At 55.0% G+C, this 12,242-nt stretch carries 14 protein-coding genes and 1 pseudogene; 6 read left to right on the top strand and 9 right to left on the bottom strand.

Going from position 1 to position 12,242, the window contains the following annotated elements:
- A pseudogene (locus tag RT613_RS15705) lies at positions 1-196 on the bottom strand (methylenetetrahydrofolate reductase); the annotation flags it as partial.
- A 93-nt stretch (positions 197-289) separates the two neighbouring features.
- Positions 290-1,102: a formyl transferase gene (locus tag RT613_RS15700; protein WP_313616785.1), complete on the bottom strand. Its 813-nt coding sequence runs from the start codon at positions 1,100-1,102 to the stop codon at positions 290-292.
- Between the two features lie 174 nt (positions 1,103-1,276).
- On the opposite strand from RT613_RS15700, the gene RT613_RS15695 reads away from it, so the two are divergent.
- A complete protein-coding gene (locus RT613_RS15695; protein WP_313616783.1) occupies positions 1,277-1,438 on the top strand; it encodes an entericidin in 162 nt (53 codons plus the stop codon).
- 97 nt (positions 1,439-1,535) lie between these two features.
- On the opposite strand, the gene RT613_RS15690 is transcribed toward RT613_RS15695, so the two are convergent.
- Positions 1,536-2,249, bottom strand: coding sequence for a ParA family protein (locus RT613_RS15690; protein WP_313616781.1), 714 nt, complete (start codon positions 2,247-2,249; stop codon positions 1,536-1,538).
- A gap of 230 nt (positions 2,250-2,479) precedes the next feature.
- Between RT613_RS15690 and RT613_RS15685 the strand changes: the two genes are divergently transcribed.
- On the top strand, positions 2,480-3,226 hold the full coding sequence (locus tag RT613_RS15685) for a phosphodiester glycosidase family protein (protein WP_409558833.1): 747 nt from the start codon (positions 2,480-2,482) through the stop codon (positions 3,224-3,226).
- Positions 3,227-3,236: 10 nt separating this feature from the next.
- Here RT613_RS15685 and RT613_RS15680 read toward each other — a convergent pair whose 3' ends face one another.
- Entirely contained in the window at positions 3,237-3,587 is a 351-nt protein-coding gene (locus RT613_RS15680; RefSeq protein WP_313616779.1) for a hypothetical protein, read from the bottom strand.
- A 700-nt stretch (positions 3,588-4,287) separates the two neighbouring features.
- Between RT613_RS15680 and RT613_RS15675 the strand changes: the two genes are divergently transcribed.
- Together RT613_RS15675 and RT613_RS15670 are read left to right on the top strand one after the other, a co-directional pair.
- Positions 4,288-5,691 carry an L-serine ammonia-lyase gene (locus tag RT613_RS15675; RefSeq protein ID WP_313616778.1) on the top strand — a complete coding sequence of 468 codons (1,404 nt, stop codon included), beginning with the start codon at positions 4,288-4,290 and terminating at the stop codon, positions 5,689-5,691.
- A gap of 97 nt (positions 5,692-5,788) precedes the next feature.
- The gene (locus RT613_RS15670; protein WP_313616776.1) at positions 5,789-6,226 is read left to right on the top strand and encodes a DUF1489 family protein; all 438 of its coding nucleotides are present in this window, start codon (positions 5,789-5,791) and stop codon (positions 6,224-6,226) included.
- Positions 6,227-6,382: 156 nt separating this feature from the next.
- On the opposite strand, the gene RT613_RS15665 is transcribed toward RT613_RS15670, so the two are convergent.
- From RT613_RS15665 to RT613_RS15655, 3 genes are all read right to left on the bottom strand, one after another.
- Entirely contained in the window at positions 6,383-6,988 is a 606-nt protein-coding gene (locus RT613_RS15665; protein ID WP_409558832.1) for a transglutaminase-like cysteine peptidase, read from the bottom strand.
- A 567-nt stretch (positions 6,989-7,555) separates the two neighbouring features.
- Positions 7,556-8,167, bottom strand: coding sequence for a PilZ domain-containing protein (locus RT613_RS15660; RefSeq protein WP_313616774.1), 612 nt, complete (start codon positions 8,165-8,167; stop codon positions 7,556-7,558).
- Positions 8,168-8,254: 87 nt separating this feature from the next.
- Complete coding sequence (locus tag RT613_RS15655; RefSeq protein ID WP_313616772.1) at positions 8,255-8,794, bottom strand: PAS domain-containing protein; 540 nt, start codon at positions 8,792-8,794, stop codon at positions 8,255-8,257.
- Positions 8,795-9,128: 334 nt separating this feature from the next.
- Between RT613_RS15655 and RT613_RS15650 the strand changes: the two genes are divergently transcribed.
- Positions 9,129-9,872: a rhomboid family intramembrane serine protease gene (locus RT613_RS15650; protein WP_313616771.1), complete on the top strand. Its 744-nt coding sequence runs from the start codon at positions 9,129-9,131 to the stop codon at positions 9,870-9,872.
- 139 nt (positions 9,873-10,011) lie between these two features.
- The gene (locus tag RT613_RS15645) at positions 10,012-10,446 is read left to right on the top strand and encodes a CBS domain-containing protein (protein ID WP_313616770.1); all 435 of its coding nucleotides are present in this window, start codon (positions 10,012-10,014) and stop codon (positions 10,444-10,446) included.
- A gap of 224 nt (positions 10,447-10,670) precedes the next feature.
- On the opposite strand, the gene RT613_RS15640 is transcribed toward RT613_RS15645, so the two are convergent.
- Together RT613_RS15640 and hisI are read right to left on the bottom strand one after the other, a co-directional pair.
- A complete protein-coding gene (locus RT613_RS15640) occupies positions 10,671-11,621 on the bottom strand; it encodes a patatin-like phospholipase family protein (protein WP_313616790.1) in 951 nt (316 codons plus the stop codon).
- A 114-nt stretch (positions 11,622-11,735) separates the two neighbouring features.
- Positions 11,736-12,191, bottom strand: coding sequence for a phosphoribosyl-AMP cyclohydrolase (hisI, locus tag RT613_RS15635; RefSeq protein ID WP_313616768.1), 456 nt, complete (start codon positions 12,189-12,191; stop codon positions 11,736-11,738).
- Positions 12,192-12,242 lie beyond the last annotated feature (51 nt).

Raw genomic sequence — 12,242 nt, 5'->3', positions numbered from 1 at the left:
GGCGGGCGGCAAAATGCGGCACCGGCTCATAACCTAGATCACGCAGCCGCTTTGCCGCGCCGATCATGGTGTCGAGCGGTTCGGTGCCAATATCCGTCAGGTAAACCGGCGTTCCCTCAGGGAAAAGGCCGGGCAGGTCTTTGGATTCGACCGCCTGTTTGGGGGATACTTCGATGGAGGCTGCGATTTGTTTCAAAGCTTGCATATTCCTTTTCGCGAAACATGCCTGTTTTTATCGGGCGTTTCTTTAATTAACACGACAGCCCCATTGTAGAAATGCGACTAGCGACTACCAGATATTCCTTTTTATGCCGTGCCACAGCCAAACCCATAGGGGTGGCGGGTAACGCAGGGCAGATTTTCCCGGCGGCTGAACCGGAGTTAACCTGCCAGCCAGCGCATCTTCAATGGCCTTGATGGCAATACCGGTGGAGGCTGCGGTCAACAGCAGCGGATAGGTGGCGATGGTATCGGTTTTTGCCGGTTCAACGCGCTGTTCGTACAGCGTGCCGCCGGTGTCGATCCCCTTGTCGACGAGATGCACGGTTGCACCAAAATTGCCGGCATCATTTTCCACCAGCGCCCAGTAACCACCCATCTGTCCACGATACATCGGGTTGATGCCGGCGTGGAAGTTGATGACCGGGCAGGGCAGGACACTGAGCGTCCTTTCAGAGAGGATACGACAGGAAATGGTGAAAATCACATCGGGTTTCAGTGCCGCCACAGCCTGCAAGCAGTTGTCACTGTTCAGTGATATGACTGAGATGACCGGAATAGCCGGGTTTCGTGCATCCGTCAGGCCATAGTGTTTGATGATGTCACGGGCGCGTCGGGCGGCCACCTGTTTGTAAAGACGCGAGGCAATCATCGTGCCGAGCTGGCCGAGGGCATTGATCCAGCCCAGCCGTCTGGCGCGGCGCTTTACAATCTCGCCTTTGCCTTCCGGTTGTTCCTGGATGACATGGATATCGGCAAAACGGTCGGACAGTGCATTGATCATCACCTGCGGGTTGGTGCCGCCTGCGGTGAACACCACAATGCGCCCCTGAATGGCTGCGGGCTGCAGTGTCTGCGCCTCATCCTGTCTATCGTCCACCATGCCACTCTCCCTGTTTATTCAGGGCGCAGAATGCGCATGTTGTTTCAAAAATACATTAAACGTCAGGTCGTTTGATTTTTTCTTTCCCTTACGGGAACCAAAGCGGCATTGCTGCGTTCAGGCTCTCGCAAGTTCCGCCGTTTGTTTTAAACGGCCTCAACGGGGAGACATCTTATGACATCACGTAAACTGGCTACGATCGTTACTGTGCTGGCTGCTGTAACGGCACTCAGTGCCTGCGGAAACACCATTCGTGGTATTGGCCGAGACACGGCAAATGCTGTTGATGCGACCCAGGATGCCGGTCGCAGCGTAGACCGCGCCGCGTCGCGCTAATCACTCCCGGGAGAAGCGGCAAAAAAAGCGCCGTCCGACGTCTTGCGAGGGAACGTCGGCGGCGTTTTTTGATGTTTTTAGTAGGCCGTCTGAGTGATCAGGCGGCTTTTTTCGTGGCCCTGGAAACGGATGGTACGGATTTCGGCGCTGCCTTTGGCACCAGTGCCAGCACTTCCATGGCAAGGGCCATGGCGTTTTCTTTTGCCTTGTCGAGATTGCTGACGCGTTCCGGGTCCATGCTTTCCAGCGCACCGCCGGAAACGAAGATGTCGCGGTAGGCTGCGCGTTCAACCAGAGGTGTGTCCAGCACATGCACCTGGCGTTCGGCCAAAAGACCCTTGACCGCCTGCATGGAGCGGGTGGTGATGATCGGGCTGATGCGGGTCAGCACAACCGAGTGCGGAATGTGAATGTCGCATTTGTCGGCGAGGTCGCGCATCAGTTCAAGGATCTGCGCGCCGCCAATGGCGTCCATGGCGCAACCCTGCACGGGAACCATGACATGGTTGGCAAAACCGATGGCCTTGGCGAGAAGCGGCGAACGACCGCCGGGCAGATCAATCAGGATATAACCGCCGCGCTTCTTGGCGTTCTTGATGCATTCATCAATATTGTCGTCATCGATACCGGAAACAACGGAAAGGTTCTTTGGTGCTTTGGCAAGGCTGTGCCAGCGGGAAACCCACTGCTGCGGGTCTGCATCCATGAGGGTAACTCGATGACCGAGGCGAGCAAGCTCGTTGGCCAGAATTACGGCAACAGTTGTTTTTCCAGCGCCGCCCTTGGTATTCGCGATTGTAATGATTGGCATAATATCTGAACCCCTAAATGTGTTCGAGCCGTCTCATCGCCCGTTGAATTGCACCTTGTTCATTCATGGTGCTGGAGTGGAATAGGCATTAATTATGGTTAATGAGTCGTTAATTTCCTGACCCAAAAAGCCATGAATTTGTATTTTGTTAACCGGTATTGACGCATCGTTACGAAAATTCCCGCCATTTATAGGGGGGTAGATAGCCATAAAAAGGGAGGCAATGGGCATTGGTGTGGTCAAGACTGGCGATTGCAGCGACAAGTTTTTTTCTATCCGTGGCGGCAAATTCTGCCGCAGCCTGTGAGGACATCGCCCATGCCGGCGCAAAATACACCGTTTGCAGCTTTGATCTGCACAGTGATTCTATCCGGATTTTTGATCGAGACCCGCTGACGGGGCAGTTTTTCGGCTCTTTCGCGAATCTGTCCTCATCGCTTTGGTCGCGTGGCCTCTACACAACCTTTGCCATGAATGGCGGCATGTACCACCGTAACCTGTCGCCGGTCGGTCTTTACGTGGAATATGGGCGGGAGTTGAAAGGCATCAGCACCGGTTTCGGCTGGGGCAATTTCCATCTGAAACCAAACGGCGTGTTCTATCTTACGGGTGACAAGGCCGGTGTGCTGGAAACCGACGCCTATATAAAGAGCGGCATCAAACCTGATTTCGCTACCCAGTCCGGACCAATGCTGTTGATCGATGGCGCCATCCATCCGCGCTTCCTGCCGGAGAGCGACAGTCTCAACCGCCGCAATGGCGTTGGTGTGTCAGACGATGGCAAGGTGCATTTTGTCATCGTGGACGCGATGGTGCGGTTTTATGATTTTGCCACGCTGTTCCGCGACAAGCTGAACGTCAAAAACGCGCTTTATCTCGACGGCTCGATTTCCAGCGTCGAGATACCCGAGCGTAACCGGCGCGATGACCATTCGCCGCTTGGGCCGATCATCGCGGTTGTCGAAAAAATGCCGTGAGGTCTTTTCCTCAGAGGGTCGACTTCGGGTAGGCTTTTTCAAAGCCGCCTGATTTGACGACGCCTTTCTTGAAGGCGGCAAAGGCCGGGTGCTGACTGGAGCGTGACACTTCATTGAGGCGGATCTGCAGGCGGGCAGGTGTGTTGGCTCCCAGCCATTCGCCGCAGGCTTCCAGCTTCAGCGAATTAAGGAAACGCGCTGCGGTCTGCTGTTCCAGGTAAAGCTGCAGGCCGCTGAGGAAGCTTTCTTCCTGCTGGACATTTTCCATCAGTAGCTTCAGCCATGCCTGATCTTCCCCCGAAAGGGTTGTCAATTTGGCAGCGACGGTGTCGCGATCAGGAAAAGCGCTGGAAGACTGCATGGTGGTGCCTCTGAAAAATAAGTCAACGAATCCGAATTAGGAAATACCGGAGAGTCTGGCAAGTGCGGGAATGTGCAGCGACCGCAGGTGTATCAGATTGATGCATTCTGAAGTCTATGGTTGTGCAAAACTCTGCCCTTGTCATGAAAAATGGATCGATTGGTTACACTTTGGACAAAATTGAGACATTTCCACTCTTATAGGGCGAAAGCAGAACCCATTCTAACGGCTTGATTTTTCTTATACCCATGCACCAAGGGCATGGCTGCTTTTCAAATTCGCCTCCATTTCGCCTTTTTTTGCAATTGCATCCGTCACAGGATTTTAATAAATGCTTCACCAACGGCGACCGCAGCATATGTGGGCCGGAGAGTAAACAAGCTGGAGTAATCATGGAAGAAACCGCTCAGAAATCCTGCTGGGGTGTCACTATTCGCGCACTCGCAGGTTTTGCCGCTTTTCTCGCATTGACGTACATTTTTGGCAGCCCGTAATAGTCTCTCGTATTTTAGTTCTTTAAGAAGCAGCATGGTCCCAAGCCATGCTGCTTTTGTTTTGGTGTCTTGGTTCTCGCGCCTCTCAGTTGGCGCCATGTCGCTATCATGTCGTCGCCACCAAATTGCCTGCCGCTAATCGATGGCGAATGTTTTCGCTTTGCGCTAAAATGATTGCCGTCAATGCAATTGAGTAAGGCGCAGCAATGTTTCTTTCGGTCTTCGATGTCTTCAAGATCGGTATCGGTCCCTCCAGTTCACACACCATGGGTCCGATGTCGGCAGCAAATCGTTTCCTGGCATTGCTGTTGACGGATGATTGGCCAAAGCCCGCCACAGCGGTTGTCAGCCATTTGAAGGTTAGCCTGCACGGTTCGCTGGCCTATACAGGCATTGGCCACGGTTCCGGTCGTGCCGTCATTCTGGGCCTTGCCGGTGAAAAGCCCGATACGGTCGATCCTGATGCCATGGATGGCATCATCGCCAGGGTTGAGGAAACGTCGCAGGTCTGTCCTCCCGGTCATCCCGCCTATGACTTCAAACCGGATGAAGATCTGGTGTTTGATAAAAAGAACCCGTTGCCCGGCCATGCCAATGGCATGACGTTTTCGGCGCTCGACACGCAGGGTCGCATTCTCCTGAAGCGCATCTATTATTCGATCGGTGGTGGTTTTGTCGTCACCGATACCGAGCTTGAGGCACTGCGCAAGGGTGGCAGCGATGCGGCCAAGACGGTGCGTGTGCCATATCCGTTTTCGTCAGCACGCGAAATGCTGGAGATGGCACGCAGCTCCGGCCGCACCATCGCCCAGATGAAACGCGCCAATGAAGAGATCATCGTGTCGCGTGATGAGCTGAATGCCCGTCTCGACCAGATCTGGGAGGCGATGAATGGCTGTATCGATCGTGGTCTGCGCAATGAGGGCATCATGCCCGGCGGTCTCAAGGTCAAGCGTCGCGCCCATGACATTCATGAAAAGCTGAATGTGGAATGGCGCAGCAACCGGCCCAACCCGCTGCTCGCCAATGACTGGCTGAGCGTTTACGCCATGGCGGTGAACGAAGAGAATGCCGCCGGTGGCCGGGTGGTGACAGCGCCCACCAATGGCGCGGCTGGCGTGGTGCCGGCAACCGTGCGTTATTTCCGCCATTTCCATGACGATGCATCGATCGATGACATCAGGGACTTCCTGCTGACGGCAGCAGCGATTGGCGGCATCATCAAACACAATGCCTCCATCTCCGGTGCCGAAGTCGGTTGCCAGGGCGAGGTCGGTTCCGCATCCGCCATGGCGGCAGCCGGTTTTGCGGCCGTGATGGGTGGTTCACCCGAGCAGGTGGAAAATGCCGCTGAAATTGCGCTGGAACACCATCTCGGCATGACCTGCGACCCGATTGCCGGGCTGGTGCAGATCCCCTGCATCGAGCGCAATGCACTTGGTGCCGTCAAGGCGGTCACTGCCGCATCGCTGGCGCTGAAAGGCAATGGCGAACATTTCGTGCCTTTGGATGCCTGCATTGAAACCATGCGCCAAACCGGCAACGACATGAGCGAAAAATACAAGGAAACCTCCACCGGCGGTCTCGCCGTCAACGTCGTGGAATGCTGATCTGCAAAACCGTTTGCCGTCACCTGGCGGCAACGGCTTTGTTAATAAGACCCGCACATGTCTTGACGCGTGACGCAAATAGGCATTGATGAAGGACATGGCACTTCATCTTGTTAAATTATGCGTTGGCGCAGATTCACTTCAGGATTTGCGGGACTGGGTTTCTCAACGATCCCTGTTGGCAATTGCGGCCGGGCTGGAACCGCACAGCATTCACACCACCCGCATGATCCCCAAACGCGTCGAAGAACTGCTGGATGGCGGCTCGCTCTATTGGGTCATCAAGGGGCAGGTGCTGGCCCGCCAGAACCTTTTGGATATCCGCACCTTCAAGGGCGATGACGGCATTACGCGCTGTGATCTGGTGCTGGGCCCCGAGGTCATTGAAACCTCGCCAGCGCCCAAGCGGCCTTTCCAGGGCTGGCGTTACCTGACGCCGGAAGACGCGCCGCGTGATCTCGGTGGTTCGGATGGCGGTGCAGATGATCTGCCATCAGACCTCAAGCGCGAACTGGCCGAACTCGGCCTGCTTTGATCCGTCTCCATCCGGTGACGGGCGTCTCACTCCTTCATTGACCATGAAAAAAAGAGTGAGCCGGTTCCGGGGCAACGGAACCGGCTCGTGGCTCGGTCAGGGGACGGGGTAGGGGGGACGGACCGGGCCAATTCCTCTATAAGTTTCTGTCGCTGATCAGTTGATGCCGCCAACTGCCGTTGCGCGGCCATCCTGTACCTTTTCCCAACGGGCTGGATTGCTGGACGACTGGCGCTTCAGATAGGTGTATTCTGTCTCAGACCACTCCATGACGCGGTTGCGCATGTTGTCGAGAATGAAATCACCATGGTCTGTGCGCACGGTCAGCACGGCGTGGCCTTCGCCATTGGGCTGCAACACAACGGTAATCAACAGGTTCGATGCCTCGATGCCCTTGTTCATCAGCATCTTGCGCTTCAGAAGCACGAAGTCTTCACAGTCCCCCACCGTTGTCGGATAGGCCCAACGTTCTTCAACACCGTAGATTTCCATATCGGTCATCGGAGTGATGGTGGTGTTGACGGTGTAATTGACGTCAAGAATGATCTTCCAGAGGTCTTTCGTCAATTTCAGCGAACCGCGGTCTGCTGAGGTAGCAACGCATTCGCTTCTATATGTCTGGCAGAATTCATAATGGCCAATCGGTGGATTGGCTTTTCCAATGATGCGCATGGCGGCGGCCGGTGAAGCCTGGGCCTGAGTTGTGAAGGCCATCATGAGAAGTGCAGCGGCCAAGAAACCAAGTTGTTTTTTGTTGTTCATTACCTGTCTCCCGTGTTGAGGAGACATTCGCACGCAAATTTTTAGGTCGCGCAAATATTGGTGCGCAGATTTTATGTTGTTTTTCAGAAATTTAGCGCTGTATTTGATTTTATATTTAGATGTATTTGAGTTTTATTTTATGCGTATTTGAATAAAATTTTATCGAATTTTCGACCTGTCCCCAAATGGGAATTTTCATCAAGGTGTTGAAAATAAATGATTTTACTATTTATTTTGCAAATTCACCGGTCGGTGATATCGGGGCGTGATGCGTCATAATGAGCCAGTGTGACGCGCATATTTTCAATTTTGAAACGATATATACTTCGATTTTTACATTGTGGCACAACCGAGGTGCATTTTAGCGCGAAAAAATATTTTGATTTTTTTCGAAAAAATTTGGCTGGTCGGATCGCGTCAGGTTGGGACTGTGGCGATTTCAGCGGCTGAAATTGCGCCACAATGGCACAGATCTCGTATCTTGTTGGGGGCCGGCGAAGGCGCGCAAAAGAAAAGGCCGCATGTCTGCGGCCTTGTTTTGTGCGGTGTTACGGTGCGTTTGTCGGCTTACAGGAATTCCAGCAGCGCATCACGCGACTGTACCCGGTCGAATTCGATGGCGACACCTTCCATGAAGTGGCGCACGATACGGCCCTTCATGTTGCCGAGTTTGACGATGGTTCCCATGGCAGGGCGATCTTCAACCTCGATGGCGGCACCGGACAGTGAAAGGTCGATGATGCGGCACACAACGACGTTGCCATCTTCTAGCGTCAGTTCGGTGCGCGACTTGCGCGGTGCCAGACGGTCGTGGCGACGATCCTCCGGCAGGCCGAGTTCCTGGCGTTTGGCAATCCAGGCAAGCTGGGCCGACAGCTTTTCGCGTTTGCGCTCTGTGGCTGTAATCGAAATCGTAAAGCCGGTGGCGTAGATCGCGGTGATCTTGCCTTCGAGGCGTCCGATATGCTGCAGATAGGCAACAACGCGATCACCGTGGTGGCCCATGGCCACGCAGGTGAAATGCGCGATCTCCGAGGTCATGTCCGTCACCGAGCAGTCATATTCTTCATAGTCCGGCAACATGACGCGGCCAGAAAGATTGACAGACACCGTCTGTACCTCGCGCACGGGGTGCACGGGTTCTGCATGGGCAAGATTGGTAGACTTCAGCGAAAACATCAATAAAGCACTATCTGGATTGAACCGCTCATTCTCTACTGATGTCCAGTTAACAGACCGTTCTCGTTTTTGCCGCGAATGCAACTGTTATGCGCTAAAACCAAATTTTATCGCATCATGCTGCGGTTTTTCTACAACCGGCTCGATCAGTCGACAGCTCTCCGGGTGAAGCCGGTAGACATTGTGCACGTAGACGTGCTTGCGGTTTTCGGCAAACAGGCCACCGAGCAGACGAGGTTCGCTATCATGCGATGATCTGAGCGGCAGCAACAGCATCTCATAGTGGAGCGCCTCGGTTTCGTCAGCAGTGATGCCGCGCACGGTCAAAATGGCAGGCACCTCGCGCTGCATCACGGTGTTGGCAATATCCGCCATGGTCCGTGCATTTTCATCTGCCCATAGCGACAGGAAGGGGGTTGCATGCAACTCCCTGCCGAAAATGGAATAGAGCCGCGTTCCGGTCAGCCGGAATTGGGGCGGTGTTTTGCCCGACGCGGAAAGGATGAAAAGCTCCGGCAACAAATGACGGATTTTTTCAGGTTCGATATTCTGACGTACTGGGGCGGGTGTGTCACCGCGCAGGTCATTCCAGTAGGTAAAAAGCTCCATGCTTGCTGCAAGGTTCATGGATCGCCTCCATATGTCTCATTCCAGCACAGGGAAAACTGGTATTGATGGTTTTAGGCTTGGCGATGCCAGTTTCGTGCCACGGCAAAGTTAAGGTTAATGAATGGTTTCAATTGTGTTTTGGCAGGCGGCGTGGCATTCAGGTCTTGTCATTTAAAGAGGAAACTCTTTCAGCACAGATTTTCGGGGTGGGTGTAAATCCGGGGGCTCCGAAGCCGTCCTGCCAGTCAGGACGGCTTTTTTTTCGTCTGTTGCTCCTGTATGCCTTTGACGAAATGCGATTTTTGTTTGCCGGTGCATCCGTTTGCGGGTGTTGCCTGAAAAGGGTGATGTGATGACAGACAACCAGGACGATTTTCATTCCCATGAAAACGCGCCCGCTGAACGGCCTTCAGAACCTGTCTTCAATCTGCCCGGTCTGCTGCTGATCACACTGGGACTGCTGGCCGTCGTTTATCTGGTGGGTGAATACCTGCTGTCAGGGGATGGGTACGCCTGGTACCTGTTCACCTTCGGGTTTATTCCGATGCGCTATGTCGTGCCGTTTTCCGAGCAGGGTTATGAGTGGCTGTGGACGCCGATTACCTATTCGCTGATGCATGGCAGCACGGCGCATATCGTGTTCAATGGCCTGTGGCTTGCTGCCTTTGGCACCCCTGTCATGCGCCGCATTGGTGCGGGTCGCTTCATTCTGTTCTGGTGCCTCAGTGCTGCCGTGTCGGCCTTTGGCCACGCGGCACTCAACTGGCAGGACATTACGGTGCTGATTGGTGCATCCGGCGTGGTTTCGGCGCTGATGGGGGCGGCGTGCCGGTTTGCCTTTCCGCCCAGTGGTGCAGGCTACAACCCGTCCCTTGGTCATCTTTACCCGCGCCAAAGCATTGTTGCCGCCTTGCGCAATCGCACCGTGGTAATTTTCACCGCCATGTGGCTGCTTGGCAATATTCTGGTGGCGGTTGGTGTGCCGATTTTTGGCGACGTTGCCGGTGCCATTGCCTGGGACGCCCATATTTTCGGGTTCCTGTTCGGCTTCCTGCTGTTTGACCTGTTCGATCCGCTGCCCCGCCAAATACGCTGAAGGCCGATATCACAGACTGCATACGCCCTGTTGGAAGTTGTGTCTTGCATTCCCGTTGCTGCAAGCGCAGCATTCATGGGCCGTGGGTATGGAAGCGCGGAATTTCCGTATCGGCATGGCCTGTTATGAGGAGGAATAGATGCCGACATTCGTGAAGGAATTGCTGGATACAAAAGGCCGGAACGTCGTGACCGTGACGCCTGATGTGACGATCGTTGACGCTGCCAAAACATTGAATCAGCACAAGATCGGTGCTGTTGTGGTGGTTGACGCCAAAGGTGCGATCAAAGGCATTTTTACCGAACGCGATATGGTCAGGGCAATTGCAGGTAAAGGTGCTGCCTCACTTGAGGAAAAGGTCTCCACGGCGATGACGAAGAACGTGATTCGCTGTCAGGAGACATCAACGACCGACCAGTTGATGGAAATCATGACCGGTGGCCGCTTCCGCCACTTGCCGGTTGAAAACAATGGCAAGATTGCCGGCATCATCTCGATTGGTGACGTGGTGAAGTCGCGCATTGGCGAGATCGAGGCCGAGGCAGAGCAGATCAAGGCCTATATCGCCGGGTAAATCGTAGGCACGGTAGGCGCTTCGTTCGTTTTTTACGGCCTGCGCCATTCACGCCAACGTCCCTCATTCCCGCGCTTGTCGCGGGAATCCAGCCGCCATGCGTCTGCAAGGCGGGAAAATCCTGATGAAAGGCGAATGAGTAGACAGGTAGTCGGTCGCGCGAATGCGTTCTGCTGGATGCGCCGTTGATCAGGGTGCCTGTTTGGCTGACAAAGTGGTGCTGCTTACCGCATCAAAACCTGCTGCATGCGCTGCAACTCGGGTATTCTGGCGCGCGTTTCCTCATAACCACGGGTGATTGCCTCACCGGCGCGGTGAAACTCCGACAGGCCGATATCATTGATGCGCGGATGCAGGGTCAGGTCTGGAGGGTCGCCTGCCAGACGCGAGCGGGAAATGCGGTCCTGGATGATGTTGAAGGCCTGCACCATGACGCCGGGCAGGCCAGGGCGCTGGGCCGCGGCGGGCACCGGCAATGGTGTGGCACCGGGTGCGCCTGCACCGTGCTTGACCACGGCGGATCGGCCAAAAATATCGTAGTTGAGGTTGACGGCAATCACGAGCGGTTGTTCGTGGGCGCGGCAGACCGAGACCGGAACCGGGTTGACCAGTGCGCCGTCAATCAAGGTTCGACCATTACAATAGACCGGCTCGAAAATGCCGGGCAGCGCATAGGATGAGCGCAGCGCCGTGATCAGGTCGCCCTGATGGATCCATACCTCGTGACCGGTTGTCAGTTCGGTGGCAACTGCTACGAAGGGCCGGTTGAGGGATTCAATTGTCAGGCCTTCAAGATGTTCCTGCATACGTTTGGTCAGGCGCATGCCACCAAACAGGCCACCGCCGCCAATGGTCAGATCCAGCAGGCCGGCAATGCGGCGCATGGTCAGCGAGCGGGCAAAGGCTTCCAGCTCATCCAGCTTGCCAGCGAGGTAACAGCCACCCACCAGCGCGCCGATCGAGGTGCCGGCAATCATGCCAATCTTGATGCCTGCCTCATCCAGCGCACGCAACACGCCGATATGCGCCCAGCCGCGTGCGGCCCCGCCACCCAGCGCCAGTGCAATGCGGGTGTCACCGCGCAGTTTTGCCTCGTTTTCAGGGAATGTCGGTTCATTGCCGTCGATTGTTGACAATGTGCCCGTGTTGCCGCGATTGATACCCCACCCCAACATCGCCACGACACCCCTCCTGCCCAATGCGAATAAGCGTTATTAAACGCCTTGTCCGGTTTCAAAACGGTTATTGCATCGAAACGGGGCAGCAGAATGGAGAAAATAACGTCAGGGTTATTTGTCGCTGTAAACCGTCGCCGGGTCGAAGTGCCGTTCATCATCGGTGATTTTTGTAACAGCTTCACCGTTTTCCAGTGAAACCGTGCGATAAAAACACGACCGGCGGCCAGTATGGCAGGTTGCGTCATGACCGGCTACGGAAACCTTGAGCCAGATGGCGTCCTGATCGCAATCGGTGCGGATTTCGCGCACGGTCTGCAGGTTTCCGGAGGTTTCGCCCTTTTTCCAGATCTTGCCACGCGAGCGGCTGAAATAGTGGGCGACACCGGTTTCCAGCGTCAGGGCCACAGCTTCGGCGTTCATGTGGGCAACCATCAGCAACTCGCCGTCGGTTGCGTCGGTGACAACGGCGGTGACGAGACCATGGGCATCGAATTTCGGGGTAAAGCTGCCCGCGCCTTCAAGAATGGATTTGTTGCTTGCGGGCTGCGGAAAACGAATGCCGGTCATTTTTATACCACTGGTCAGAAGAGGCGGGCAGGCCGTTGTTTAACGGCTGCG

It is taken from the genome of Agrobacterium sp. (assembly GCF_032092815.1).
Lineage (GTDB): Bacteria > Pseudomonadota > Alphaproteobacteria > Rhizobiales > Rhizobiaceae > Agrobacterium.
The sequence above is the reverse complement of the archived record's forward strand: the minus strand, read 5'-3'. Positions and strand labels throughout refer to the sequence as shown.

Coding starts and splice junctions, on each gene's coding strand:
- RT613_RS15700 (WP_313616785.1), bottom strand. CDS start 1,102: ATGGTGGACGATAGACAGGATGAGGCGCAGACACTGCAGCCCGCAGCC.
- RT613_RS15695 (WP_313616783.1), top strand. CDS start 1,277: ATGACATCACGTAAACTGGCTACGATCGTTACTGTGCTGGCTGCTGTA.
- RT613_RS15690 (WP_313616781.1), bottom strand. CDS start 2,249: ATGCCAATCATTACAATCGCGAATACCAAGGGCGGCGCTGGAAAAACA.
- RT613_RS15680 (WP_313616779.1), bottom strand. CDS start 3,587: ATGCAGTCTTCCAGCGCTTTTCCTGATCGCGACACCGTCGCTGCCAAA.
- RT613_RS15675 (WP_313616778.1), top strand. CDS start 4,288: ATGTTTCTTTCGGTCTTCGATGTCTTCAAGATCGGTATCGGTCCCTCC.
- RT613_RS15670 (WP_313616776.1), top strand. CDS start 5,789: ATGGCACTTCATCTTGTTAAATTATGCGTTGGCGCAGATTCACTTCAG.
- RT613_RS15665 (WP_409558832.1), bottom strand. CDS start 6,988: ATGAACAACAAAAAACAACTTGGTTTCTTGGCCGCTGCACTTCTCATG.
- RT613_RS15660 (WP_313616774.1), bottom strand. CDS start 8,167: ATGTTTTCGCTGAAGTCTACCAATCTTGCCCATGCAGAACCCGTGCAC.
- RT613_RS15655 (WP_313616772.1), bottom strand. CDS start 8,794: ATGAACCTTGCAGCAAGCATGGAGCTTTTTACCTACTGGAATGACCTG.
- RT613_RS15650 (WP_313616771.1), top strand. CDS start 9,129: ATGACAGACAACCAGGACGATTTTCATTCCCATGAAAACGCGCCCGCT.
- RT613_RS15645 (WP_313616770.1), top strand. CDS start 10,012: ATGCCGACATTCGTGAAGGAATTGCTGGATACAAAAGGCCGGAACGTC.
- RT613_RS15640 (WP_313616790.1), bottom strand. CDS start 11,621: ATGTTGGGGTGGGGTATCAATCGCGGCAACACGGGCACATTGTCAACA.
- hisI (WP_313616768.1), bottom strand. CDS start 12,191: ATGACCGGCATTCGTTTTCCGCAGCCCGCAAGCAACAAATCCATTCTT.